The organism is Gluconobacter aidae, assembly GCF_009547075.1.
Taxonomy (GTDB): domain Bacteria; phylum Pseudomonadota; class Alphaproteobacteria; order Acetobacterales; family Acetobacteraceae; genus Gluconobacter; species Gluconobacter aidae.
Genome location: NZ_WIPH01000030.1, coordinates 1 through 26,560, shown reverse-complemented (window position 1 = coordinate 26,560; position 26,560 = coordinate 1). Strand labels below are relative to the sequence as shown.

The 26,560-nt window shown below is 61.5% G+C and carries 21 protein-coding genes; 10 read left to right on the top strand and 11 right to left on the bottom strand.

All coding sequences use genetic code 11. The features are described 5' to 3' along the window. The 4 genes from GFJ39_RS11175 to GFJ39_RS11160 form a co-directional block, all read right to left on the bottom strand. Positions 1-604 (bottom strand): histidine phosphatase family protein (locus GFJ39_RS11175; RefSeq protein ID WP_153431410.1); only part of this gene is annotated, 604 nt, incomplete at its 3' end. Positions 605-651: 47 nt separating this feature from the next. After that, positions 652-1,584, bottom strand: a complete 933-nt coding sequence (locus GFJ39_RS11170) for a ribose-phosphate pyrophosphokinase (RefSeq protein WP_153431409.1) — start codon at positions 1,582-1,584, stop codon at positions 652-654. Positions 1,585-1,724: 140 nt separating this feature from the next. After that, positions 1,725-2,660, bottom strand: a complete 936-nt coding sequence (locus GFJ39_RS11165; RefSeq protein ID WP_153431408.1) for a hypothetical protein — start codon at positions 2,658-2,660, stop codon at positions 1,725-1,727. Positions 2,661-2,737: 77 nt separating this feature from the next. Then, positions 2,738-3,847, bottom strand: coding sequence for an energy transducer TonB (locus GFJ39_RS11160; protein ID WP_407645894.1), 1,110 nt, complete (start codon positions 3,845-3,847; stop codon positions 2,738-2,740). A gap of 246 nt (positions 3,848-4,093) precedes the next feature. On the opposite strand from GFJ39_RS11160, the gene GFJ39_RS11155 reads away from it, so the two are divergent. Then, the gene (locus GFJ39_RS11155) at positions 4,094-4,744 is read left to right on the top strand and encodes a DNA-3-methyladenine glycosylase family protein (protein WP_407645893.1); all 651 of its coding nucleotides are present in this window, start codon (positions 4,094-4,096) and stop codon (positions 4,742-4,744) included. A gap of 15 nt (positions 4,745-4,759) precedes the next feature. On the opposite strand, the gene GFJ39_RS11150 is transcribed toward GFJ39_RS11155, so the two are convergent. The 3 genes from GFJ39_RS11150 to GFJ39_RS11140 form a co-directional block, all read right to left on the bottom strand. Then, a complete protein-coding gene (locus GFJ39_RS11150; RefSeq protein ID WP_153431405.1) occupies positions 4,760-7,123 on the bottom strand; it encodes a putative bifunctional diguanylate cyclase/phosphodiesterase in 2,364 nt (787 codons plus the stop codon). A gap of 207 nt (positions 7,124-7,330) precedes the next feature. Further along, on the bottom strand, positions 7,331-7,930 hold the full coding sequence (locus GFJ39_RS11145) for a hypothetical protein (protein ID WP_228391915.1): 600 nt from the start codon (positions 7,928-7,930) through the stop codon (positions 7,331-7,333). 351 nt (positions 7,931-8,281) lie between these two features. Beyond that, positions 8,282-9,049, bottom strand: a complete 768-nt coding sequence (locus GFJ39_RS11140) for an alpha/beta fold hydrolase (protein WP_153431403.1) — start codon at positions 9,047-9,049, stop codon at positions 8,282-8,284. Positions 9,050-9,183: 134 nt separating this feature from the next. Between GFJ39_RS11140 and GFJ39_RS11135 the strand changes: the two genes are divergently transcribed. From GFJ39_RS11135 to flgA, 6 genes are all read left to right on the top strand, one after another. Continuing rightward, a complete protein-coding gene (locus GFJ39_RS11135; protein ID WP_153431411.1) occupies positions 9,184-10,962 on the top strand; it encodes a chloride channel protein in 1,779 nt (592 codons plus the stop codon). Positions 10,963-11,060: 98 nt separating this feature from the next. Continuing rightward, positions 11,061-11,528 carry a RidA family protein gene (locus GFJ39_RS11130; protein WP_153431402.1) on the top strand — a complete coding sequence of 156 codons (468 nt, stop codon included), beginning with the start codon at positions 11,061-11,063 and terminating at the stop codon, positions 11,526-11,528. 22 nt (positions 11,529-11,550) lie between these two features. Then, entirely contained in the window at positions 11,551-12,732 is a 1,182-nt protein-coding gene (locus GFJ39_RS11125; RefSeq protein ID WP_153431401.1) for a GNAT family N-acetyltransferase, read from the top strand. 82 nt (positions 12,733-12,814) lie between these two features. Continuing rightward, complete coding sequence (flgF, locus tag GFJ39_RS11120) at positions 12,815-13,555, top strand: flagellar basal-body rod protein FlgF (RefSeq protein ID WP_153431400.1); 741 nt, start codon at positions 12,815-12,817, stop codon at positions 13,553-13,555. Positions 13,556-13,589: 34 nt separating this feature from the next. Continuing rightward, positions 13,590-14,381 (top strand): flagellar basal-body rod protein FlgG, encoded by a 792-nt coding sequence (gene flgG / locus GFJ39_RS11115; RefSeq protein ID WP_153431399.1) that lies wholly within the window; start codon positions 13,590-13,592, stop codon positions 14,379-14,381. Between the two features lie 3 nt (positions 14,382-14,384). Then, complete coding sequence (flgA, locus tag GFJ39_RS11110) at positions 14,385-15,377, top strand: flagellar basal body P-ring formation chaperone FlgA (RefSeq protein ID WP_153431398.1); 993 nt, start codon at positions 14,385-14,387, stop codon at positions 15,375-15,377. 33 nt (positions 15,378-15,410) lie between these two features. Here flgA and GFJ39_RS11105 read toward each other — a convergent pair whose 3' ends face one another. From GFJ39_RS11105 to GFJ39_RS11095, 3 genes are all read right to left on the bottom strand, one after another. Next, positions 15,411-18,716: an efflux RND transporter permease subunit gene (locus GFJ39_RS11105; protein ID WP_153431397.1), complete on the bottom strand. Its 3,306-nt coding sequence runs from the start codon at positions 18,714-18,716 to the stop codon at positions 15,411-15,413. A gap of 80 nt (positions 18,717-18,796) precedes the next feature. Then, positions 18,797-19,600 carry an SDR family NAD(P)-dependent oxidoreductase gene (locus tag GFJ39_RS11100; RefSeq protein WP_153431396.1) on the bottom strand — a complete coding sequence of 268 codons (804 nt, stop codon included), beginning with the start codon at positions 19,598-19,600 and terminating at the stop codon, positions 18,797-18,799. A gap of 80 nt (positions 19,601-19,680) precedes the next feature. Next, entirely contained in the window at positions 19,681-20,886 is a 1,206-nt protein-coding gene (locus GFJ39_RS11095; protein ID WP_153431395.1) for a lipase family protein, read from the bottom strand. A gap of 182 nt (positions 20,887-21,068) precedes the next feature. Between GFJ39_RS11095 and GFJ39_RS11090 the strand changes: the two genes are divergently transcribed. Genes GFJ39_RS11090 through GFJ39_RS11080 form a run of 3 tightly spaced genes read left to right on the top strand, consistent with a single transcriptional unit; the run spans position 21,069 to position 23,560 of the window. Then, positions 21,069-21,320: a DUF3297 family protein gene (locus GFJ39_RS11090; RefSeq protein ID WP_011252515.1), complete on the top strand. Its 252-nt coding sequence runs from the start codon at positions 21,069-21,071 to the stop codon at positions 21,318-21,320. Further along, positions 21,317-22,285, top strand: a complete 969-nt coding sequence (locus tag GFJ39_RS11085; RefSeq protein WP_153431394.1) for a nucleoside hydrolase — start codon at positions 21,317-21,319, stop codon at positions 22,283-22,285. The genes GFJ39_RS11090 and GFJ39_RS11085 overlap by 4 nt, the downstream gene beginning before the upstream one ends. Before the next feature lie 39 nt (positions 22,286-22,324). Then, entirely contained in the window at positions 22,325-23,560 is a 1,236-nt protein-coding gene (locus tag GFJ39_RS11080) for an NAD(P)/FAD-dependent oxidoreductase (protein WP_153431393.1), read from the top strand. A 140-nt stretch (positions 23,561-23,700) separates the two neighbouring features. Here GFJ39_RS11080 and GFJ39_RS11075 read toward each other — a convergent pair. Further along, a partial coding sequence (locus tag GFJ39_RS11075) for a TonB-dependent receptor domain-containing protein (protein WP_153431392.1) occupies positions 23,701-26,560 on the bottom strand: 2,860 nt, incomplete at its 5' end.

The following is a 26,560-nucleotide window of genomic DNA, read 5'->3' as shown; positions in this document are numbered from 1 at the left end:
TCTGTGCGGCCTGCAGAGGCGTGACTTCGATGTCCCAGCCTGTTTCAGTCGGCGTCAGGACAAGGGGGACGGCATTGGGTAGGCGGACATCAACGGGAAGCTGCATGGCGCAGCGCAGTCCCCTGAACAGGGCACCATGAGCAACGATCAGGGGCGTTTCCGGGCTGTTCAGGGCAGTATTGACCGCCCGGGCGGCTCTTGCGGTCAGGGCATGAAAGCTTTCCGCATCCTGTGGGACAAAGCCCTGTTCGATCCAGGGTTTGTACCAGTCGCCCATCAGTGTGCCTTCCTGAATCCCGAAACAGACTTCGCGCAGATCATCGTCCACTTCCAGGGGCAGGCGAAGGGCGCAGGCCTCCTCGATCACCGTCTGGACCGTCTTCGCTGTCGCCAGCGCACGTGTCAGGGGTGAAGACAGGATGCGGCTGAAAGGTTTCCGCCCGCTGCGAAAGAGATCAGCCAGCGCCCTGCCTGCAAGAACAGCCTGCTGTTCTCCCGTCGCGTTGAGAGGAATATCCGTACTTCCCTGCGCCAGCCCCTGACGATTCCAGTCGGTTTCGCCGTGCCGGAGGTACCAGTAGGGTCTGGGAATGAGTTGGGACATGGACGGGTCCGTTCAGAAAGGGCAGGCCAGATGACCGTCCGTGAACATCAGTCAAACAGGGAAGAGACTGAACTTTCATCGGCAACGGCGCTCATGGCCCGGGCCAGCAGGTTGGCTGTGGTGATCTGACGGATGTTCGGGGTTTCGAGAAGGGCCTCGGTTGCCGGAATACTGTCAGTCAGTGTCAGCATGTTCAGCGGACTGTCTTTCACGCGCTGGCAGGCATTGCCAGTCAGAACGCCGTGAGTGACATAGGCCTCAACGCCTTCCGCGCCACGGCTCATGAGGGCGTTGGCGGCGTTGCACAGCGATCCGCCACTGTCGATGATGTCGTCCACCAGCACGCAGTAACGGCCTGCGACGTCGCCGATGACGTTCATGACTTCCGACACGCCCGCGCGTTCGCGACGCTTGTCGATGATCGCGAGGTCCACGTTCAGGCGCTGCGCGAGCTGACGGGCACGGACCACACCGCCGACGTCCGGCGAGACGATGATGAGTTCGCGGTCCGGCAGGCGGGTCTTCAGGTCACGCACGAAGAGCGGCGCGGCATAGAGGTTGTCGGTCGGGATGTCGAAGAAGCCCTGGATCTGCATGGCGTGCAGGTCCATCGTCAGGATGCGGTTTGCCCCGGCTTCGGTCAGCAGGTTCGCCACCAGCTTGGCGCTGATCGGTGTACGGGAACCGGATTTGCGATCCTGCCGGGCATAGCCGAAATACGGCATGACAGCCGTGACACGTTTGGCCGAACTGCGACGCAGGGCGTCCAGCACGATCAGCAGTTCCATGAGATGGTCGTTCGTCGGCATGCAGGTGCTCTGCACGACGAAGACATCCTCACCGCGGACGTTTTCCTGGATCTCGACGAACACCTCGCCATCCGCGAAGCGCTTGATCACGGTCCGGCACAGAGGGATACGGAGTTCATGGGCGACCGCGCGGGCCAGCGGCAGGTTACTGTTGCAGGCTACGATCTTCATGAAAAACGGCCTCGTCCGGTGTCCGACAGGGAAGTTGCTGGCCTTCTAACAGTGCAGGATCGCCCTGTCATCCATCCAGTCTCATTGTTTGTGCGTACCAGTCCCGCAAAAGAACGCATGGCTGTCCGAGGGGGGAAGTCTCAGGCCGCTTTTTTCGGCGCGGGCTTTGTTTCGGGCAGGGGGGCGTGGTTACGGCCTGAATAGTTGGTGACGATGGTGCGTACGCCCTGGGCGGCTTCGTCGGCGGCCATGTCGGCGGTATCGCCCCAGGCCCCGTCCAGCGAATGGGGCGCGATGTCGTGAAGCTGGGTCGCGGCGCCGGCTTCCTTTCCGTCCGGGGTCAGGACATGCCAGACGATTTCGATATGATCGACGGTGTGTCCGGTGTTGCCTGCCGCGCCCGTTTTGAGATCGACCGTGCCGCGGACGATGAAATCCGCGCCCTTTTCAGTCGTTGTCACCGTGTTGGTCTTGTCCGGGAGAGACGCATAGAAGGCGCGGGCCAGGGCGATGTTTCCGTCTCCGGGGGCGCCGGTGACGCCCTTGAAGCAGATCTTCGCCGGCCGGTTCATGAGGCTGTGCGGGTCCTGCTGCATCATGTTGGCCTGGATGCCTGTCAGCAGGTTCGCCAGTTGCGGAGCTTCCTGAACGGCGGCGCCCTGAAGCGCCAGCCTGTCGCCAGCGCTCCATCCCGCCATGTCCACGGCAGGGCCATCCGTTTCCGCCCGGATTTTTCCTTCCGGTGTCATGATGACGTAATGGGGCACGACGGCCCCGTTCCGGGTGGCCGCACTCATTTTCAGCCACCAGTCTCCCTTCTTGCGGGGCTGGGCGATGGCGGGAACGGACTGGCCAACCATCGCCTGCGCCATGTCATGGGCCCAGAGTGTGGCGGCATCGTCAGACAGCAGGGACTCCGTGGGCGTTGGAACGGCCAGCCGGGCGGGGGGCAGATTGGCTGCTGTCAGATATCTGGCCTGCTGGCCGGGATCGGCGAAAGGCCGCGAAAGGCTGAAGCATCCCCCCAGGACAAGGGGAAAGCAGAGAGGCAGCAGGACAGGACAGAGGCGGCGCATCGGGGCTCCGGTAACTGGGCAGTGACCCGGTGGACTGTATGGGATTGCGACTCCGTTGTCGAAGTCGCGCTCCGTGCTTAGCGGCGGATCAGGATGTAGTTGATCGTCACGTCGATGTCGAAATGGTCGCCCTTCATGTCCGGCGGAACCGGTGGCAGATGCGCGCCCTGGAACATGCCGGTCGTCGCGGCATCCAGCGAGTACGATCCGGACTGGCTGACCAGCCGGACGGACTTCACATGTCCCGAACGGTCCAGCACGACATGCACCGAAGACGGGCCGTCTTCGCCAGCGCGGGCAGCCTCTTCCGGATAATACATGTGGGCCCGGATCCAGCGGTCGATTTCTCCGCCGTAATCCTCGCTGACACCCTTGACGCTCGTGCGTGTCTGATACGGCGCGTTGATGGCGCCGTTCATGCTGAGCGGTCCCAGGGACATGTCAATCGGGCCGCCGGAACCGGACGCACGCCCCCGGCGGCGGCGATAGGGCGAGGGCTGTTCGCCGAACGACAGATCCATCGGATGCGCGAACGGATTGTTCCGGTCAGAGCGGACGGAATGTTGCGACCGATGGGCATGGGGCGAGGTCTGGTGGCTCCGCTGGCTCGGCGCCGCGCCAGGCGTGACGGGAGCGGGGGTCGGCGCTGTCTTGGGTAGTTCGGCCGAGGGTTCCTGTGGAACGTCAGGCGCGGACGGCGTCTCGGGGGTCGGGACGGCCGGCGTGGGCGTGGACTGTTCCTTCTGCGGCTGCTGCTGGTTTTCCTGTGTCTCTTCCGGGCTCTGGGCGGAGGGAGGAGGCGGAGCGCCGCCTTCGTCCCGCGCGCGAGGCCCGCGCATGCTGCTTTTCGACGGCGGCGTATCGAAGACCATTTCGACCTGTGGCTGTTCCTGCCCGGCTGGTGAACCATGCATGCCGTGATGCTGCATCAGGAGGAATGCAAGGACGGCCGCGTGCAGCCCCGCCGAGAAAATGAACGGAACCGTCGGCCCGTTCTCGACGATGGTCTGCGGCCGCATCATCGGCGTCAGGACCGGGCGTACCGGAACCGATGGCGGAACGTAATCCCTCAGCCGCTCACGGGTTCCGGCGGGTGTGTGCTGCGGGCGTGCGGGCGCGGTCCGCGCCGAAGGGGCGAAGAGCTGGGGTTCGCGCTTCTGCGACTTTCCAGACGTGACGGCAACCATTCCGCTCATACGCGGTACAGCCCGTCTGAAAAGAACCTGGCAGAAAACAGCCGGTTGAAGGAGAGAAGGTGGCGTCGCATCATCGCCAGACCTTTTGCACCAGGGCGGTCGGGGTTGTCATCCGGCAGGCTGGTTATCCGGGGCTGGGGGTGGGCGTCTGTATTAGCGTATCATGGCAGCAATGCGAGGCCCAAGAAAGACACAAAGAGTCACGCGAACCTTAACTTCCGGAAAGGCATGCTCCTGATGGCTGATTCTGCCACGTTGCTTCTGGGTACCGATCCCGAACTTGCAGCCGTCATCGCTCGTATCGGGCCATGCACGTTACGCGGGGATGACGGGCAGGAACCCTATGACGCGCTTCTGCGGGCCATTGCCGGCCAGCAACTGCATGGCGCGGCGGCCCGGAAAATATTCGGCCGTCTCTGCCTTCTTGGCGAACAGGAGAGCGCTGACGGCCCGCCCCCTGCGCCGGGGCGGATTCTGTCCCTTTCAGAAGAAAGCCTCCGGGCCTGTGGTCTTTCTGGCAATAAACTTCTGGCCATGAAGGGGCTTGCGCAGGGCCGCCTGGACGGCCGCGTCCCCAGTCGCGCCGAGGCATCTGTCATGACGGATGAAGAGCTGATCGCGCGTCTCGTCACGCTGCGCGGCATCGGTCGATGGACGGTCGAGATGCTCCTGATGTTTACGCTCAACCGGCCCGATGTGATGCCGGTCGATGATTTCGGCGTGCGGGAGGGGTGGAGACGCATCCGGAAAATGAACCTGCCTCCCAAACCGAAAGCGTTGAAAGAGGAGACGGAACGCTTCTCGCCCTACCGTTCGACGCTGGCATGGTATTGCTGGCGTGTGGCCGAGGAAGGGAAGAAAACAGCGCCTAATCCGCTGACCTCGTGAGTTTCGTCTTGGGGGTTACGAGGGTTCCATCATGGCCGGGGTCGTGGCCATGAACTGCCTGGTATCTTCCGGGGAGAGCGGGCGTGACAGCAGATATCCCTGGACTTCCGTGCAGCCGAGGCGCCTGAGATAGGACAGCTGTTCCTGGCTTTCCACCCCTTCCGCCGTAACCGCCACGCCCAGATCGATGGACAGCTCGACCACGGCGCGCACGATGGAAGCCGCACGGGATTCGCGCAGCATGTCCCTGACGAAAAGACCATCCAGCTTGATTTTCGAGAACGGGAAGAACCGCAGATATCCGAGCGATGAGAACCCCTTGCCGAAATCATCGAGCGCAATGGAAATCCCCGCGTTCTGTAAGCGGCTCAGCAGGGTGAACGTCGCGGCATCCGGCTCCATGAAGATGTTTTCGGTCATCTCGATCTGAAGGCAGCGGGCCGGGAACCCGGTCTTTTCGAGGATCCGGAACGTGTCTTTCAGAAAAGCCGGCGCCTCGAGCTGGCCGACCGACACATTGATCGACAGCACCAGTCCCTCATCCCATTCGCGGGCGAAAACGCAGGCTTTCTCCATGACATAGACGCCAAGGCGATGGATCAGCCCGGCTTCTTCCGCCAGTTGGATGATCCGTTCGGGCGGGACACGGCCATATTCGGGGTGGGACCAGCGGATCAGCGCCTCGAATCCGCAGAGTTTCTGGCTCTGGGTGTTGAAGAAGGGCTGGTAGACAATGCCCAGCTTCCCTTCATCAAGCGCCTCGGGAAGTGCGCGGATCAGGTCGCGGTTCCGTTTGGCAACGGTGCGCAACTCGGGATTGTAGAAACGGTGCGTGTGGCCGCCCAGGCTCTTGGCTTCATAAAGCGCAAGATCGCTGGCTTCCAGCAGGCTTCCCACCCGTTCTGAACCACCGATCGACAGGACGATTCCCACGCTGAGCCCCACCGCGCACCGCACCCCATCCCCAATGCGGATGGGAACATTCGTCAGGGCGTTGATCAGTCCCGCGGCCGTGTTTGCCGCCTGGGCAGGCGTTGTCTGACGTTCCAGTAACATGAACTCATCGCCGCCGAACCGATAAAGCCTGTGGCGCTCGCTCAGTGTCCGGCTCAGGACGACCGTGACTTTCCGGAGCATCTCGTCGCCCGCGGAATGGCCATAACGGTCGTTGATCTGCTTGAAGCCGTCCAGATCGAGATTGAGCAGGGCGAAGGCTTCCCCCGTGCGCTCGGCCTCGATGAGATAGGTTTCCATGTCATCGAGGAAGGCGCCGCGGTTGGGCAGGCCGGTCAGCAAATCATGCCGCGCCCGGAAAGAAGCGCTTTCCTGCGCCCAGTGCGTCTGGGTCACGTCCGTTCCGACGCCACGATATCCGATGAAGGTCCGGTCCTGGAAGACGGGGCGGCCACTAAGTGACCAGAAACGCTGCTGCCCATGGAGCGTTCCCGAGACCACGATGTCCCGGAAGAAGATCCGATTGTCGAGACACTGCCGCAGGCGGCCAAGGCCGGTCCGTTCGTCTCCGTCGAAAGCCGACTGGCCCGCCAGATTGGACAGGATATCAAAGAAATTCCGGTTTTCCAGCCATTCCCGACTGCTTCCAAACGCCGAGGCCAGGCTTGCCGAGACCGTGTGCAAGGTCCCGGACGAACGGGTCTCCCACAGCCAGTCGCCGGTATCATCATCCGCATTCCGTAACAGGAGCTGGACGATGCTGTTTCGCTGCTCCAGCGAATACCGACTGACCAGAAACGCGACGAAAAGGGTCCGGACCGCCATGGTCAGGGACAGGACAAAGAACAGATAGACCGCCAGTTCGATGGCGATGTAAAAATAGAACGAGCCGTGGTCGATTTCCCATGCCTGGAAAAGAGCTCCGCAGCACGACAGGATCAGCATGAAAGCAATGATTTCCCCCATGCCGGTCAGGGGCATCAGCGTGATGGTCGTCGCCGTCAGCCCAACCATGATGCCAGCCACCAGAACCCTGTCATTGGCGTCGCCATAGGGGAATACGACGGGCGGCAGCGTGATCCAGCAGAGTGCGAATGCGAAATTGAGCCCCTTGAGGATCCAGGACTGCCTGGTATCGACCAGTTTCTCGGTCGGGATCGCATAGAAGCAGATGTTGTAGACCAGCAGCAGGAACAGGACGGCCCCGCAGAGGATCATGCCGTAGGTCGGGTAGTTCCGCATCAGGCAGAGCCCGGCGATGGGGCCGCAACTGATCTGGGGAACGAAATGAAAGAAGTTCAGCCCCCGCAGGACGCGGCAGCGTGACAGCCGGATGTCTTCTTCCGCTCCATCCGGGATTTCCGTCCGGAAAGAGAAAAGCCGGGCAAGCCGCACCTGTTTCATCAGGGTCAGCAGGGCGGTCATTGTGCTGCGCCTGACTGGGACGAGACAGCAAGATCCGATGAGACAGGCAGAAGCATCATGAACCTTCCCAATAGAGGAGGAGGGTGCCACGATGACAGGGATTTATGAAGTTTTTCTTTGCGGCGGACGAATCTGTCGATGGCAACATCTCCGCGCGTCGGTTATGGCACCGGGCACGGAGATAGCCGATAAAGACTTAAAGTTCCGTTAATGCGCCATTTCGGGTTTTGTAGCGTAAATCTCGAAGCTCGCCTTCTCAAACATCTCGATGCATTCGCGCATATTGGCCGTCAGGGCCGCTCTGGTGATCTCGGGGTCGTTGGAAGGATAGTAGGCGCGGGCCAGGTCTTCGTCGATTTCCAGATGGGACGGACCGTCATGCTCGTGTTCGTCATGGGCCAGACCCCAGGTCCAGTGCTTCTTCGCGAACAGACTGGTGAATTTCGGCATATGGCAGAGATAGGCGGCCAGTTCTTCAGCGATGTATTCCACGGCAGCCAGCCAGGAGAAGAAAATCACGGGATCTTCGCTGTCGGCATTGGCAATCAGCTTCTGGACGCTCGGAAGCGTGTCGTAGTGGGTGCCGAACAGGTCGAGGCCGAATTCCTTCGCACCATCGGCCCACAGGATGGCGTGTGACCCTTCCTCTTCCTTCATTTCGCGGACGGCTTCACGGGCTTCCGAAAAGAAGGTCTTGATCCGGCTCTGGCCAAAGCGCTGGACGAGCGGCTTGATGGGGAGATGACCGACGCGCACGTCAATAGCGCGCTCAAAAGCCTGAATAAAAGGCCACCATCCGATCATCATGGCCCGAATAGTGTCTTTATCGCCATGGGCTGCGCCCCGGGCCAGTGCGGAAGAATAGATTTTCTCTCGTGTAAAGACACGCATTTCGGCACGATTTACCAAAGGCTCGGAGAACAGTAGAGCGTACATCCGCGTAATCCTGATGAAGTTATTGCATGCGCCGTTCCGGCATTGATGTTGTAGTCGTTAATTTTTCGAAAAAGTAAGTTTTTTTACTTTAATTTTAATTGAGTTTTATTAAAATAGCAAAAAATTAATATATTAGATTTTGTTTATGTTGCTTTAACGAAATAAAATGATTCGCACAAAACCGCCATCCTCTGATCCGGTTTGGTGTCGTAACGTCCCGTTTCAGGTCGGTTTAAGCAGAAATTCCATCATTTCCCTCAGGAACGCGCGCGGCTGTTCGGCATGCAGCCAGTGTCCGGCGTCGGGCAGGGAGTGGATCAGCGCGTGGGGGAAAAGAGTCCGGATCTGATCGTGATGCTCCGGGCGGACATAGGGAGACGCCCCGCCACGCAGGAAAAGAACAGGCCCTTCGTAGGGCGCAATCTGCAGATCGGGCCAGTTTTCGATTTCGTGAATATCACGGGCGAGATCGTCAAAACCGATGCTCCACCCCGGCGAATCGCCAAGCCGGACGTTCTGCAGCAGGAGTTCGGCAACGGGGCGGCTGCCTGCCACGGGTTCCAGAAGATCCAGTCCTTCCCGCCGTTCGAGCGATGCGGGAAATGTGATGGCGGCCAGCCGGGCGATCATCTCGCCATGCCCGTGACCCGTCCGGGCCGGCGCGATATCCGCGACGAGTAGTTTCGTGACGCGCTCGGGGGCTGCCAGGGCCAGCATCATCCCGACCTTCCCGCCCATGGAGTGACCCACGACTGCGAAACGCTCGATCCCCAGATCATCCAGCGTTTCTAGCACGTCCTGCGCCATGAGCGCATAGCTGACGGGGCCATGCGGGCTGTGTCCATGATTGCGCAGATCCAGTGCGAGAGTCCGGAAATCGGCGGCCGCACCGCGCTGGAGGAAGCCGAGGTTCCGGCCCCGTCCGAACAGCCCGTGCAGGAAGACGACGGTTTGCGGGCCTTCACCGCGTTCGATGACATGCAGTTTCATCAATGATCCTTCCATGACAGCTGTTGATCGGCGACGCGCTTGCCGTCAAACAGGATCTCACCTGCCGCCCGGGAGCCCGCTTGTCCACCAGCCCCGTCTCTTTTCAGGACCGTTTGCGTATTCTTCGCCAGCGGTTGAACCGCTTTCAGGCGCGGCTGTTTCCTCATGCGCCGTCGAATCTGCGGATCCTGGTGCGTGGAAACGAGATCTGGCTGAGCGTGCTGGCAGGATTCGTCGGAATCCTGTCGGGCCTGTGCGTGGTCGTCATGACCCGTCTCACCTTCTTCATGCACAGGATGCTGTTCGGAGTCCCGGGAGGCTCAGGCGGCCATCTCTCCGGCCTGACCGTTCTGCCGCCGCTGCGAACGGTAGCCGTGCTGACCGGAGGCGGCCTGGCGATCGGGCTGTTCGGCGTCATGATTGCAAAAATCATGCCCCGCAGTCCCGTGGACCCCATTGAGGCCAATGCGCTGCATGGCGGGCGCATGTCCGTGCGGGACAGTCTGGTCATTGTCTGCCAGACGGTCCTGTCCAATGGCGTGGGCGGCTCCATCGGGCTCGAAGCCGGATTTACCCAGATCGCCGCCGCCTTTGGTTCCCGCATCGGGCGTTCCTTCCGGCTGCGGCGCGAGGATCTGCGCGTTCTGGTGGGGGCCGGCGCAGGGGCCGCGATCGGGGCGGCGTTTGATGCACCGGTAGCCGGCGCCTTCTATGCGTTCGAACTGGTGATCGGCTCCTATTCTTTGGGGAGCCTGTCCCCCGTGGCGGTTGCCGCTCTGGCGGGCGTGGGCGTGACGCGCTCGCTCGGAAGTGTCCCGCCGGGCATCGTCATTCCATCGCCTGGAACCCTGTCCTGGGAAGGGACGGCCGGAGCGGTCATCATCAGCGTGCTGACAGCCCTGACTGCGATCGGCCTGATGTTCTGCGTCACCCAGACCGAGGCGCTGTTCCGCCGAATGCCCGGCCCGGTCTGGCTGCGGCCTGCGGTTGGCGGGCTGATCGTGGGCGGGCTGGCGATGCTGCACCCCTCCGTTCTGTCCGCCGGGCATGAGGCGATGCGTGCTGTTTTCGCAGGAAACGTCACAGCGCAGATGGCCGTTATCCTGCTGCTCCTGAAGGCTCTGGCGTCCTGCCTGTGCATCGGGTCCGGGTTTCGCGGCGGCCTGTTCTTCGCATCGCTCTATCTTGGATCGCTGGCGGGCACGATCTACGGCACGCTTCTGGAACCGCTGGGTGTTGCGCCGGATTCCGTCACGGCCTGCGCTCTGGTCGGCATGAGTGCGATGGCCGTCGCCGTAATCGGCAGTCCGATGACGATGATCTGCATGATGCTGGAACTGACCGGCAGCGCGTCCATGAGCGGCGCGATACTGGTCGCTGCGGTGCTGTCACTCCTGACCGTGCGGCGGCTGTTCGGCTACAGTTTCGCGACATGGCGCTTCCATCTGCGGGGCGAGTCGATCCGCTCCGCCGTGGATATCGGCTGGATGCGCTCGCTCAATGTGCGCCGTATGATGCGCGGACAGGTCCGCACGCTCCCTGCGGAAACGCCTGTAAACCGTGCGCAGGCGCTGTTTCCGCTCGGTTCGGCCCAGCGGATCGTTCTGCTGGATGGTGAGGGGCATTATGACGGCATCGTTCATCTGCCGGATCTGCACGCCGTACCGCCCACTCAGACGCCGATCGGAACACTGGCTCTGTTTCGCAACGCCATGCTCACCCCGCTCATGAACATCCGCGAGGCGATTGAACTGTTCGAAAAAGCCGAGGCCGACGCTCTGGTGGTCGTCGAGGACCGGCAGTCCCGGCAGGTCATCGGAACCCTGACCGAACAGCACGCCCTGCGCCGTTATGCCGAGGAACTCGAACGCAGCCGCCGGAGTCTGGCAGGGGACGAAAGCCTGCCGACCTGATCCGTCGATGCAGCCTTGCCCCTTGGCATTGCGGCGTTCCCGTTTCAACATGCGCTTCCATCAGATGCCCGCCTCGGGCCCCCAACCGGAGACCAGCCATGACTGCGACCCCCGAATCCCGCCTCGCCGACCTTGAAATCACCCTGCCGGTCGCAGCCGCCCCCGTTGCGAATTACGTCACGACCGTCCGGACGGGAAACCTTCTCGTTGTCTCGGGGCAGCTTCCGCTGGTGGATGGCAAGCTGCTCATCACCGGCAAGCTCGGCGACGAGGTTTCGGTTCATGCCGGTGTGGCCTGTGCCCGCGCCTGCCTCATCAATGTTCTGGCGCAGGCCAAGGCGGCGCTGGATGGTGATCTTTCCCGCATCACGCGCGTTGTCCGTCTGGGTGGCTTCATCGCCTGCACACCGGAATTCACCGATCATGCCACCGTCATGAACGGCGCGTCCGATCTGGCCGTCGAAGTGTTCGGGGATGCCGGCCGTCACGCCCGCTCCACCATCGGTGTGCCGAGCCTGCCCGTGAATGCCCCGGTCGAAGTCGAGGCGCTGTTCGAAATCGCCTGATACCCCGGATAGGAGAGACCGAATGGGAGAACCGGAGACCGCTTCGTCCTCTGACTGGAGCCTGAGCCTCCACGCCTCGATCCACGAGATCGGGGCCGAGGCCTGGGATGCCTGCGCTGGCGCTGATAATCCGTTCGTCTCTTTCGGTTTTCTGTCCGCACTGGAAGACAGCGGTTCCGTCGCGGACCGCACCGGCTGGCTCGTGCGCCATGCCGTGCTGCGGGCGCCGGACGGGACAATCGCGGCCCTCGCTCCGCTTTATGGAAAGTCCCATTCCTGGGGCGAGTACGTCTTCGACCAGAGCTGGGCCCGCGCCTATGAAGCCGCAGGCGGGCGCTACTATCCCAAATTCGTCTGCGCCGTTCCGTTCTCGCCGGTTCCCGGGCCGAGACTGTTGTTAAGGCCCGATCTGCCCGATCCGAAAGGTGTGGCGCAGGCTCTGGCCTCCGCGCTCATTCAGGCCGCGGCGCAACTCGGTCTGTCCTCCCTGCACGCCAATTTCTGCGACGCGGATTCGATGGATGCCTTTACCGAGGCGGGTTATCTGCCCCGCACGGGCATCCAGTATCACTGGCAGAACAACGGCTATGCCATGTTCGATGATTTTCTGGCTGCTCTGTCCTCCCGCAAACGCAAATCCATCCGCAAGGAACGCAGTGCCGCGCAGTCCTGCGGTCTGACCTTCAGTACATTGCGCGGAGACCAGATTACCCGGGAAGACTGGAAAGCATTCTATCGCTTCTACCAGTCCACGATCGACCGGAAATGGGGCAGCGCCTATCTGACGGAGCGCTTCTTTCCCATGCTGTCCGAGCGGCTCGGCGACCGCGTGGTCCTGATGATGGCCCATCAAGACGGAAAAGCCGTTGCCGGTGCCCTGAACCTCATGGGAACGGACGCGCTGTTCGGCCGGAACTGGGGTTGCGAGGGAGACTGGCCCTTCCTGCATTTCGAGCTGTGCTATTACCGTGCGATCGACTTCGCCATCGAGAACCGTCTCGTCCGTGTTGAGGCCGGCGCGCAGGGCGAACACAAGATTCAGCGCGGCTATCTCCCGACCTTCACCCATTCCGCCCATGCCATTCTCGATCCCGGCCTGCGGCAGGCCGTGGCCGCTTTCGTGGAAGAGGAGCGCGCCGCCATGGAGACGGAAGCGGCGGAACTGTTGACTCTTTCACCATATCGTCACGGCGAGTCGGGGTAACCCTGTTCGTTTAACGATTGGGAAAGCATTGCGGCGTTAGGCTGTGCTCCGAAATCGGGATTGACCGGAGCCTGTAAAGCCCATGGAGAACAGTACCTATATCGCGCTTTCGCGCATGGATGCCCAGCAGCGTGCCATGTCGGTGGTCGCGGCCAACATGTCGAACGCCTCAACCGTGGGCTACAAACGCGAGAGTGTTCTCTTCAGCGACTTCCTGTCCCACCAGCACGGCTCCAAACAGGCCGAAGGTGCGGATACGGAATCCTATACGCAGGACCGTGCCACCTATCGCGATTTCCAGCAGGGCGACATGCAGTCGACCGGAAATCCCCTTGATCTGGCGCTGGGCGGCGAAGGATATTTTCAGGTCCGTACAGCCAATGGCGTCCGTCTGACCCGCGCGGGCCGCTTCGAGGAACAGCAGGATGGCGCGGTTGTGGATGAAAACGGCAATGCGCTTCTCGACCGTGACGGCCAGCCGATCGAACTTCCCCAGACCGATCATCGGATTACTGTCTCCGCAGATGGCGTGATTACGACCGAAACTGGCGAGCAGGGGCAGATCGGCATCGTGACCGCCCAGGATAACAACAAACTCCAGGCCGAAGGCAGCAGGCTTCTGCGAACCGATCAGCCCACCACCGCTGTCGAACGGCCCAACATCGTGCAGGGCATGGTGGAAGGCAGCAATGTCCAGATGATGACCGAAGTCACGAAGATGATGGAAATCCAGCGGAATTTTCAGTTCATGGCGCAGTTCGTGGACGCCGAAGCAACGCGCCAGAAAAACGCCATCGACAAGATCGTTCAGGTCTCGGCCTGATTTACCGACCCTCACGGGACAAGGATAACTCTCCATGCGCGCACTCGACATCGCCGGAACGGGCATGCAGGCCCAGCAGACCAACGTCGAAACCATTTCCAACAATATCGCGAACATGAGCACCACGGGCTACAAGCGCTCCCGTGCCGAGTTTCAGGATCTGATTTACCAGAACATCCGCCGCGTCGGTGCCAGTTCCTCCGATACCGGAACGACCATTCCTGCCGGTGCGCAGGTCGGTCTGGGTGTGAAAACCGCCGCCATTTATCGCATCAACGATCAGGGCAGTCTCGAACAGACGAGCAACTCCCTGGATCTTGCGGTGCAGGGACGGGGTTATTTCCAGGTCCAGCTTCCCTCAGGGCAGCTTGCCTATACGCGTGATGGCACGTTTTCGATGGACAATAACGGTTCGCTCGTGACGGCGGATGGCTATCTCATCAGCCCGACCATCACGATTCCCAACAATGCCCAGAGTATTTCCATCGATCAGTCGGGGCAGGTCAGCGTTCAGATTGCCGGACAGAACAATACAACTCTCGTCGGGCAGCTTCAGCTTGGGATATTTACCAACGAAAACGGCCTTGCGGCTATGGGACAGAACCTGTTCACCCAGACGACGGCGTCCGGCGATGCCATGATGGGAAATCCTGAAGCTGTCGGCTACGGCAGCATCATGCAGGGCTATGTTGAAAACTCGAACGTCAACGTCGTGACGGAAATCACAGATCTGATTACGGCCCAGCGTGCCTATGAAATGAACAGCAAGGTCATCACCGCGTCGGACGACATGATGAAGACCGTGACCAATCTGGGTGGTAACTAAACGATGAACCGTATCCTGCTGAAAGGTGGCATCCTGCTGCTGGCAGGATGCACAGCACTGTCGTCCGTTTCTGCCGCAACCCTGCGGACAAACGTCAATGTCGATCATCCACGCGTGCGCCTGTCCGATCTGTTCGCCGATCTGGGCAAGGGACAGGATACCGAGATTGGCGATGCCCCGGCTCTGGGAGCAAGCTATGTGGTCGGTGGTCCTCAGCTGACAGCCATTGCCGCGCAGTTCGGCGTGGACTGGCCCGATGCCTCTCCGCTGGTCTCCACGACCGTGACGCATGCGGCCCGTATGATTACGGTTGATGACGTGCTTCCCGTCATCCGGGAAGGGTTGGAACTTCCGTCCGAGGCCCGGGTTGAGGTGGCCCTGACCGGGTTCAAGCCTGTTGCCGTTCCCGTTGCGGATCGCGCCGAACCGACCATCCTGCACATTGATCGTCCCCCTCATGGCAGCGAGCATTTTACCGCGCGCCTTGAAGTTGCCTCTGCAAGCGGCGGACAGGGCACGTCTTTCAACGTGAGCGGAACGGCGACCATGGAAGTCCGGGCCGTGACCCTGCGTCATGCCATGCATCTGGGACAGCCCATCCTGCCAGAAGACGTCACCATGACCTTTGTTCGCATCGGCCTGATTCCGGATGATGCGCTTCAGTCTCCTGAAGACGCTGTCGGTCTTGAGGCACGGGGAGTGCTCGCCGCCGGTCAGGTCCTCAGCGTGTCCGAACTCGCGCATCCGCAGCTCGTGCATCGCGGGTCGCCGGTTGTCGCGACGTTTTCCGGCCCCAGCCTTCACCTGACCGTTTCAGGAACCGTTCTGGAAGCAGGCGGAAAAGGCGATACCGTGCATGTCTACAATGCCAGCAGCCGCATGGTTCTTACGGGGCGTGTCGTGGACAGGACGGAAGTGGAAGTCATCCCCGGCATCATGCCGCTTTCCGCCGACAGCCGGACGCATCAGCAGACAACGTCCCTTCCGTCCCTCTGAGTCTGTCCACGGCGTAAATGGACAGGCCCGGGTTCAGACCTGTCTGGCGGAGGGTTCGGTGCCGCTGTGCCGACGCACAAGCCCGAGCAGCCAGTAGCAGAGACGTTTGCTTCTCATGCCGATGGCATCCATCCACAGATAGACGATCGGCGTGGTGTACAGCGTGAGAAGCTGGCTGACGACCATGCCGCCAAGGATCGAAACACCCAGCGGCCGACGCATTTCCGCGCCATAGCCGTTGCTGATGATGAGCGGAACCGCGCCCAGAGCGGCGGCGAGGGACGTCATCAGGATAGGGCGGAAGCGCGTGATGGAGGCCTTGAAGATGGCATCTTTCGGGGACAGTTTTTCGATCCGCTCAGCGTGGATCGCAAAATCGATGACGAGAATGGCGTTCTTCTTGACGATACCCGTCAGCAGGATAATGCCGATCATGGCGATGATGCTGAAGGACTCTCCCGCGATCCACAGCCCCAGAACCGCGCCGATACCGGCGGAAGGCAGGGTGGAGAGGATCGTGATGGGATGGATCAGGCTCTCATAGAGAATACCCAGCACGATATACATCACGGCAATTGCGGCGAGGAACGCCAGACCGCCGTTAATCATGAGCTTGCGGGTATCGCCGGCCGTTCCGGTGAAGTCGCCCAGAACACCATCGGGGGCATGGGTGGTCTGCATGGTCTGTTTGATCAGATCGACCGCGTCGTTGTAGCTCACCCCGGTCGCCAGATCGAAGGAGATATTGGCGGAATAATAGCTGCCGCGATGGGTGATATCGAGGGGCTGCGGTCTCCACAGGACGGAAGCCACGTTGGTCAGCGGGATCATGGTTTCGGTCGAAGACGAGACCGCGGAACCGTTGGAGGAATTGCCCGAAATCTGGTTGGCGAGCGAGTTCTGGATGGAGGCCGTGGCCAGGGACGTGAAGCTGTTCGCGGACGTGCTCGCATCACTGCGGACCCGGATCAGGTTGGAGGCCACGCCACCAGCCGCCGTGCCTGCGGCTGTGGAAATCCAGACCTGCCGGAGCATTTCGGGATCCATGCGGTATTGCGGCGCCAGCACCATGACGACGCGATGCTCGGTCGTGGGCAGGTGGATCGTGGACACGATGGCCTGGCCGTAGGAATCATACAGCACGTTCTGGATCAGCTGCGGCGTGATGCCATACCGGGCTTCCGTGTCGCGGTGGACGGTGATGTAGGCCGCAACCGACTGTCCCTCGGTCGTGGAAGATACATTGACCAGCTTGCCCGAGGCGCGCAGGGCGCTCAGCAGGGTCGGGAGATATTCGAACAGGTCGGCGACGTTGTCTCCCCGCAGGACGTAACGGTAGCTGCCGGTATTCTTGGAACTGCTGCCGCCCTGGCTGCTGCCGCCAACGCTCCAGAACGAGATGTCGGCCCCTGGCTCATCGGGCAGGCGCTTGCGGATACGGTCCAGAATGACCTCGGCTGACGCGCGCTCCTCCTTTTCTTTCAGATGGATGTAGAGCTCGCCGCTGTTCTTGTCGTCGCTGAAGATGGTTGTCGAGGTGACATCCGGGTCCGTCTGGGTAATCGCGCCGACTTCCCGCAGGCGCCGGTCGATTTCCTGGAACGACATGGTGGCGTCGCCCTTGATGCGCCCCGCCAGCAGCGACATGTCCTGCGAGGGGATGAATTCCTTGGGCATCAGCACGACCGAGCCCACCAGCACCACGAAGCTGAGCGGCAGGGTCAGGCCCATCAGGACCGGATGGCGCAGGCACCACTGCATGGACCGTCCATACTGTTTCAGCGTCCAGGCCAGCGAGGTTTCCGTGATGAAGGCGATATGGCCGAGGATGCCTTTCCGGGATTCCTCGCCGTGGTCGATTTCCAGCAGATGCGCGCACATCATCGGCGTCAGCGTCAGGGACAGCCACATCGAGATCACGATGGCGGAAATCATCGTCATGCAGAACTCGAACATGATCGAACCAGCGCTGCCGGGCAGGAACAGCAGCGGGATGAACACCGCAACCAGAGAGGCGCTGATGGACAGGACCGTGAAGCCGATTTCCGAAGCGCCGATCAGGCTGGCCTCGTAGCGGTCTTTCCCCTCTTCCATGTGGCGGGCGATGTTCTCCAGCACGACGATGGCGTCATCGACCACGAAGCCCACCGCGATGGTCAGGGACATGAGCGACAGGACGTCGAGCGTGAAGTTGAAGGCGGCCATGGCGGCCAGCGTGCCGGACAGGGCGATGGGGACCGTGATGGCCGGGATGAGGGTCGTGATCAGCTTGCGGAAGAACAGCAGGATCACGAGCACGACCAGCACGACGGAGAGGATCAGCGTCAGGCGTGCATCCGCGAGGGACGCGCGGATCGAGCGGGACGTGTCGAGGCCCACAACCAGATTGACGTCGGCTGGCAGGGCATCGCGCAGATGCGTCAGGTTGGCGTTGATGCCGTCCACGATGGCCACGGTATTGGCGTGCGGCTGGGCGGTCACGACCAGGGTGACGGCGCGATGGCCGTTGATGTAGCTGGTCTGATAAACGTCCTGAACGCTATCGGTGATGGTGGCGATATCGCTCAGGCGGACGGGATAGAAATTATTGCGATAGCCGACGATCAGGTCACGGTACTGGGCCGCGTTGACGGCCTGGTCATTGGTGGACAGCATCATCCGCTGGCCGTTGCTGTCGATAAAGCCTTTGGGTGTGAAGGCATTGGCCGAAGCAAGGGCGGTGCGCACGTCCTCGAAACCGATGCCCCATTTGTAGAGCGGGCCGGGATTGAGTTCGACACGGACGGCAGGATTCGTTGACCCCACGACTTCCACACGGCCCACGCCCTTGACCTCGGCCAGGAGCGGCTTGATGCGGATATTGGCGATATCGTAGAGTTCGGCCTGGGTTCTCTGGTCGCCGGTCAGACTCATCAGATAGACCGGGAAGCCGCCACCATCCATCTTGAAGGCCTGCGGATCGGCATCCATCGTGCCGGTCGGCAGGTCGGCTCTCGCGGCGCGCAGGGCGGCCTGTGTGTCGCGCAGGGCGCCGTCGATGTTCCGCGACGACGAGAATTCAAGGAAAATCTGGGCCTGTCCGGCGCTGGTATCGGACTCAATACTTTCCAGATCCGCAATCGATCCGAGCCTGCGCTCCAGAGGCGTGGTGACGGATGTCGCCATCTGCTGCGGATCCGCGCCCGGCTGGGTGGCCACGACCATGATGGACGTTGTGGTCATGTCCGGCATCGTGGCGACGGGCAGGAGAGGATAGCAGATGAACCCCGCCATGAAGATGGCAATGGACATCAGTGTCGTCGCGACCGGACGGTCTATGAACAGGCGGCAGAAATTCATGCGGCCAGTTTATCCACAAAACCGCGCCGGGGGTCATTACTGATAGGACACAAAATGTCAGTTATCCGCCGTGCAGGGAGTCAGAAATCGGGCATTCCCGCCGGCTGGGCGGAGGGCTGGGTCATATAATACCGCTCGGCCAGCCGGGGTGGCAGCAGGTCCATCATTCGGGAGCCCAGAACCAGCCAGGACGGGAAGATCACCCGTCGCGTCTGGCGCAGCGTGCCGCGCAGGATTCGGCGGACGGCCTCTTCCGTGGATACCAGACCCGGCATCGGAAAACGGTTCTGCTTCACCATGGCCGTATCGACAAATCCGCAGCACACGCTGGTCAGGCTGATGCCAAAACGCTGTAGATGGGCCGCATTGGCGACGATGAAACGGTCCAGCGCGGCCTTGGACGCGGAATAGGAGGGGGTGCCGGGATAGCAGACGAATCCCGCGACGGACGCCATCACGCAGATCCGTCCCCGAAGGTTCTCGCCGTTCCGCTGCTGCCTGCGCATGGCCTGCACCACTGGAAAGAACGTGTTGAGCGTTCCAGTCAGGTTGGTGTCGAGCATCTCCCACACGCGCTCTTCACGCTCCAGCACCAGACCATCATCAGCTTCCGGAGGCAGGCCGCCCGTGATGCCTGCGCAGAGGAATGCCATGTCGAGCCGCTCGCCGGAAGCGGTGGCGATCCAGTTCGCCATGTTCTGCCGGTTTCGCGTGTCCAGAACGGCCGGGACTGCTCTGGCCCCCTGTTCATCGCATCGGCGGGCCGTTTCCATCAGGCCGTCTGCCGCATGATCGCAAAGTTGCAGGGAAACGCCCGGACGGGCCAGCTTCAGGGCAAGACCGCGTCCGATGCCGGATGCGGCCCCTGTAATCAGGATATTCATCCGGCCGAGTCTAACAGAGTGTTTCCGGGATGCGACCCCTGCCGGGATGAAAACATCTCCTGCCCCTGTGTTTGGTCTGGTTAATTGCAGTCCGAACGGGGCTTCGTGCCTTGCAGAAGCTGCCCGGCAAAGCTGTGGGCCTCGGTAATCATGGCGGCGAGGGTGCCATTATGGCTGGCGTCATGAATCCGGTGGGTCACGGCGGTTCCGGCGGCGCAGAGACGGGCGACGAGGCGCTTCTGCTGGCTGGTGGAGGTGTGCAGATCCTGCGCGCCGGACTCGATGAGCACGGGTGAGGGCAGGGAGAAGCCGGGATATTCCGCCCAGTCGAAAACCGGCGCCAGCACACGGCCGGCTTCGGGTTCGAGCAGGGTTGCGGGCGTCAGACCGGAGTGTTTGGCGATCGGAAAGAAATCCGAGGCGCACTTGGATCCGGCCTCATGCAGAAGGCGCTGTCCCCGGGGCGTGAAGGCTTCGTTGATGTCCGTGGAGGGATCGGCTTCGACCAGCGACTGCCCGAGTGTCAGGAGTTCCGGCACGGCGGGCGAGAAGCTGCGCGGGTTGGCGGGATGCAGCAACTCCTGCACTGTCTGCTCGTCGAGATAAGGCGGGGCTGCGGCGATCGTACCCAGGATCCGCAGATGGGGCGCGTAGGTCGAGGCCATCGCGGCGGCGGCGAGTACTGCCTGTCCGCCCTGGGCATGGCCGTTCAGAACCACGTTCTCCGACAGATCCGGCAGGCGCTCCCGGGCCGCGCGGACAGAATCGAGCACGCTCATGCCTTCCGAGCGTGCATTCAGCAGAAGCGGCGCGCCGGGCTCGCCCATGCCCGGATAGTCGGTCGCGACGATCGCAAAACCCTGACGCAGCCAGCCGTCGTAGAAATGCGCCTGCACGGTGCCGATCCCCATGACGGAGGGCGCACAGGTCAGGTGCAGGCCGCTTTCCCCATGCGCCCAGGCCAGAACCGGCCAGCCGCCTGCCGGGGCGCGACCGCGCGGCACCAGAACCTGTGCGGAGACGCGGACGAGCTGCCGTGGATTACGCGCATCCGTACTGCGATAGGTCAGGCGATAGACCGAGGCCGGCTCATGGGACGGTACGGAATCCAGCCGGATGGCCTGCCCCGCCGAAACCGGCGCACTGACGGACCAGTTGTCGCCATCATCATCCGAGGCGCAGCCGGACAGGACGGCTCCCGCTGTCAGCAGCATCAGAAAAGATGCGAGGGCGGTCAGTCCGGGAAGGCGGCGCTCCGTTTTGCGGTGAAAAGAGCAGTACGGCATGAGAGGTCTGTCTCCGACGGGGAGCGTCTCTCATAGCAGCGCTCTGCGTCCTGTGGGAGCGGTCATGTCCTGCCTTGGAACGGGGGCGGGCTTGGAGAGCCGTCCATCCGGCGCTACAGAGAAGACCTCTGACGCGCCGGTCCGACATGATCGGATCTGATACAAACGAGGATAGCCCTGCCATGACCGACACCATTCCCGATCGTCTCTCCGCCAGCCCGGACAGCCCGTATTACAACGAAGAGCTGCTCTCGCGTGGTATCGGTGTCCGTTTCAAGGGCGAAGAGCGCACCACCGTCGAGGAATACTGCATCAGCGAAGGCTGGGTCCGTCTGGCTGTTGGCAAGACGCTGGATCGGCGTGGCCGCCCGATGACGATCAAGGTTACGGGACCGGTCGAGGTCTGGATCAAGGACTCCGAAGAAGACGCATGATGACACAGGCCAGCTCCGCACCGATCGCATCCCGCCGCATCGTCATCGACACCGATCCGGGTCAGGACGATGCGGTTGCCATCCTGCTGGCGCTGGCCTCGCCGGAACTGACGGTCGAGGCCATCACGACCGTTGCCGGCAATGTGCCCGTTGCCCTGACGACGAAGAATGCCTGCGCCCTGCTCGAACTGACCGGGCGCACCGATATTCCCGTTTTCGAGGGCGCGGCGCGTCCCCTTCACCGCGCCCCCATCAGCGCCGAGCACGTTCATGGCGAAACGGGCATGGCCGGCGCTGATCTTCCCGAACCGACATTGCGCCCGCAGGCGATCGATGCCGCGACCTGGCTCGTGGACCTGCTGCGTCGTGAGCCCGAGGGCGCGATCACGCTCGTCTGCCTCGGCCCGATGACGAATCTGGCTCTGGCGTTGACCCATGCGCCGGATATCGCGTCCCGGATCGCGGGAGTCGTGGCCATGGGCGGCGCCCAGCGCGAAGGCGGCAATATCACGCCGACCGCGGAGTTCAATTTTTTCGTGGACCCGCACGCGGCCCGGATCGTCATGCATTCCGGTATTCCCATCACGCTCCTGCCGCTGGACGTGACGCATCGCGCCATCGCCACACCGGCCCGTCTGGCACCGATTGCAGCGGTCGGCTCGCCGGTCACGGACATGGTGGTGCGGATGCTGGGCGCGGAAGACCGTTTCGAGAAGCTCAAATACGGCTGGGAAGGCGGTGCGCTGCACGATCCGCTCACCATCGGCTGGCTTCTGAGGCCGGAGCTGTTCTCGGGTCGCGACTGCAATGTGGAAATCGAGGTCGACGCACCCCTGTGCATGGGTCAGAGTGTTGTTGACCTGTGGAACGTAACCGATCGCGTTCCGAACGCGTTATGGATCAATGACGTTGATTCAGACGCCTTCTATTCCCTTCTGACGGAAAGACTTGCCCTTCTGGACTAGACTCTTTGCCGTCGTACAATGACGTTGGAGTAACCGAACATGGCAGACCCGACCCAGCAGGATCGCTTCTCAGTCGTCATCGTTGGTGGCGGTGCCGCCGGCATTACCATCGCAGCCCAGCTCAGACGCGAGCGTGCCAACCTTTCGATCGCCATCATCGAGCCGTCCACGACTCATGCTTACCAGCCCGGCTGGACCCTCGTGGGCGCAGGCGTGATGACGCTGCCTGAAACACTGCGGCAGGAAGGCGGCCTGATCCCGCGCAATGTCACCTGGCTGCGCGACAGCGTTGAGAGCTTCCAGCCTGAAGCCAATACCGTGATGCTGAAAAGCGGCCGTGTTGTCGAGTATCGCCGTCTGGTTGTCTGCCCCGGCCTTCAGCTGGACTGGGACAGGATCGAGGGCCTGCCCGAGACGCTGGGCCGCAATGGGGTGACGTCGAACTATTCGCGTGAGACGGCCGCCTATACCTGGGAATGCATCCGGCACCTAGATGGTGGCAAGGCCCTGTTCACACAGCCGCCCATGCCCATCAAATGCGCCGGCGCGCCACAGAAGATCGTCTACCTGGCCTGCGATCACTGGCGCCGTGAAGGCTCTCTGCATCGCACGGACGTCGATTTTTCGATGGCCGGAAACGCCCTGTTCGGTGTGTCGTATTACGTTCCGTCGCTCCAGCGCGAGATCGATTATTACGGCGTGAACCTTCACATGAAGGAAAACCTGATCAAGGTGGACGGTGAGAAGCGCGAGGCCACGTTCCAGATCGTCGGAACGGACCAGACCGTGGTGCGGAAGTTCGACATGCTGCATGTTGTGCCGCCGCAGAGTGCTCCGGATTTCGTCAAGAAAAGCCCGCTCGCCAACGAAGCCGGCTGGCTGGACGTCGATCCGACCGTCCTGCGTCACAAGACCTATGACAATATCTTCGGCGCCGGTGACGTTCTGGGCACCAGCAACGCTAAGACAGCCGCCGCGGCCCGCGAACAGGCTCCGGTCGTGGTGGAAAACCTTCTGGCCTCGCTTGATGGTCGCCCGCAGATGGGCAGTTATGATGGTTACGGCGCCTGCCCGCTGACGGTGTCCTATGGCAAGGTCGTGCTGGCCGAGTTCCTGTATGGCGGCAAGGTGGCGCCGAGCTTCCCGTATGACCAGCGCAAGCCTAGCCGCTTTGCCTGGTTCCTCAAGACGGAAGTCTTCCCCCGTCTGTACTGGTACGGAATGCTCAAAGGCTACAACATCAAGGTCAAGCACACGCCTAAAGAGACAGGCTGACCTCTTCCCTTACCGGGGGCTGGAGCCGGAAACGGGGCGGATGAAAATCCGTCCCGTTTTTTTGTACCTGCGTTTGGGACGACAGACAAAAAAAGAGGGGCCGAAGCCCCTCTTTTCCAGTGTCCCGTCTGATCGAAGGATCAGAAATGAACGCCGAGGTTCATCTGGAAGGAACGGCCGATGATCGCATCGTAGTAACGCGTCAGGCTGACCGTACCGGGATACTTCGGCAGCGCGTTCGTGATGTTGTTGACCATAAAGTTGGCGCTGAAATTCTTGGTGATCTCGTAGCCAAGCGTCAGGTTGAACATGGCGAAGGACGGACGCTTGTTGGCAAAGTACTGGGTCGCAGGGACCTGGACCGCGTAGTGGGACGGACCATACCATAGCGTCTGCCACTGAAGGGTGAACGGACCACGGATATAGTTCGCGTTAAGCGTGAAGTTGTCGTTGGGCGAGCTTGTCGTTCCGGTCAGCAGATAGGTGTTGCCGAGATAGCTCTGCTGGCTCTTGAGATAGTGAACATAGTTTCCGGTCAGGCCGATTTCACCAGCCGAGGACGGCAGGCCAAAGCGCGACAGCGGAGTGTTGTATGTGATATTGGCCTGTAGAGCCTGCGTTTCGTAGTTGGCGATGTTGTAATAGCCGGCCGTGAAGCTCTCGAGCTGGCCGTCTGCTCCGCGTGTGAAGGCGGCGCAATAGGCATTGTTCGGACCATAGGACGTCGAGTCGTAGCAGCCGTCCATGATGTCCTGAGCATCAAGATACGTGACCGCGTTGTTGATCTTCACGTCCACGAAGGAGCCGCGGAAGTCGAAACCACGGATGAAGTGGGGGCGAAGTTCCAGGGTGCCGGTATAGCTAGTGGAGACTTCGTTCTTCAGCTTGCTGTTACCGCCGGCAGTTCCCTTCACGGTGAAGTTGTTGAAGTTGGACTCGAACGGCTGCTTGATTCCGGCCTTGGCGCAGTTGGCCGCACGCACGGCGGGGTTCGGACCGGCATTGAGGCCAGCGGACGAGCAGGGGTCGATGCCGTCTTCGTAATCCGTGCTCTGCGGCGAGAACAGTTCGGTGACGGACGGGTTGCGGACGGAACGGGCATAGTTACCGCTCAGGCCGATGTCCTGCGTCGGCCACCATGCACCACCGAACATGTAGGTCCAGTAGCCGCCGGTCATGCTGTTGTTGATGTAACGGCCGTTCGCCGTGGCGGACAGGCTGTAGACACCAGGAACGTGCATGTTGGGCGAGACCAGCGGAACATCAAGTTCGCCAAAGACTTCATGCGTGTGATACGCGCCACCCGTGGGCGGAAGCGAGGTCGAGTTGCCGTATTGCAGGTACGAACCATCAGACTGTTCCCATCCACGGGAAAACGCGCCTGGATCGAAACGGTAGCCTTCGCGGCGGTGCTCGTAACCGATATCCCAGCGCACGTCTCCGGCGGGGAGTCGCATGACTGTGCTGGAGATTTCGGCCTGAATGTCACGCTGGGCGTTGGCGTTTTTCTGATGCGCGTCGGCTATGATGTAATCCCGTGCCGCCGGAGTCGCCTGACCGGTGCCGAACGGGTTGAACGGTGCACAGGTGGAGCTGCGGGTCTTGATGGGGGCGCTGGTATAGCCGGGTGCGCAGACGATGTTGCCGCTGGCGTCCGTCGTGGCATCGAGCGCGTTGATGAGGTTCTGCGTGACGATGGAAGGCTGCCACGTATCGTTCAGATAACGGCTGTATTCACCCCGGACTTTCCAGTTGAAATGACGGCCGACGGCGTCGAAGTCACCATTCAGACCACCCTGGAAGCGGTACATCTGCATCGTCGTCTGATACAGACCCGCATCCAGATCCTGGTTCAGACGTGACATGTAGAACGTGTCGGTCGGCAGTCCCGCCGCGGATAGTGCGTTTACGATCGTGGTGCGTGCCGAGGAGGACAGATATGGGTTGTTGGTGCTCAGTGCGTAGGCACCGTTCACTTCACCATAGTTGTGGTAGTTGTCCATCGTCAGCGGATCGGCGAAGAGCGGCGTATTCCAGGTACCCTGCCCAACTTCACTGGATGCGGTGCCGCGCGCGTACCAGCCCTGCCATGTTGCATGGATGTGGTCGGTGATGTCGTAGTGGCCAAGAAGCGTCAGATTAAGCTTCTGGGTCGGGGTATAGAGCTGGTTGTAGTCCTGAAGTGCAGTTCCGTTACCGCCAACCACCGTTGTGGGACTCTTGGTGGCGTAGTTCCACGTCATCGGGACGAGAGACTGACCATTGCTGCTGAACATCAGGGGCTGGCCAGCGGCATTGGAGATACCATCCACGACTTGGCCACCATAGACCGGCGGATTTTCGCCTGTCAGTTGTGGAACGCCGGTGACGGATGCGATGACGTTACGGGCGCCTTGCGCAAGGTTGTAAGTGTATTTTCCTGTCCCGCCAATTGGTTGACGAACATATGTTGTGGCGTTTCGACCGGTCAGATAAGGCCGGTCGTTGTCGAGCATGCCGCCCTGATTGCGATATTCGACGTCGAAGACCATGCCACCCTTGCCGTGGTCGAAGTCATGGCCGACCTTGAACGTGATCTTCTCGCCGGGCGCATCAAGCTTCTGGCTCCAGTTGCCCTGGGCATTGAAGTCCACGCCGGTGAAGTGGTCGTCAAGCTGGTAGTTGACCACACCCGCCACGGCATCCGCACCATAGGCCGCGCCTGCGCCACCCAGTTTGGTATCCACGCCTTTAAGGAGAGACGTCGGAATGGCGCTGATATCAACCTGCGAACCCGAACCTGCACCGTAGAGCGAGGCTGTCTCGCCGCCGACCATACGCATGCCGTCGATCAGCGTCAGTGTGCGCTGGCTGCCGAGGTTCAGCAGTGAGGTATAGGACTGACCGGCACCGAAACTGCCCTGGCTGCCGATCGGCGAGTTGTCGCCAACGCCGAAAGCCGGGTTTTCACGTATCAGCGCGATGCCGATATCGGTATAGCCGCGCTTCTTGATCTGGTCG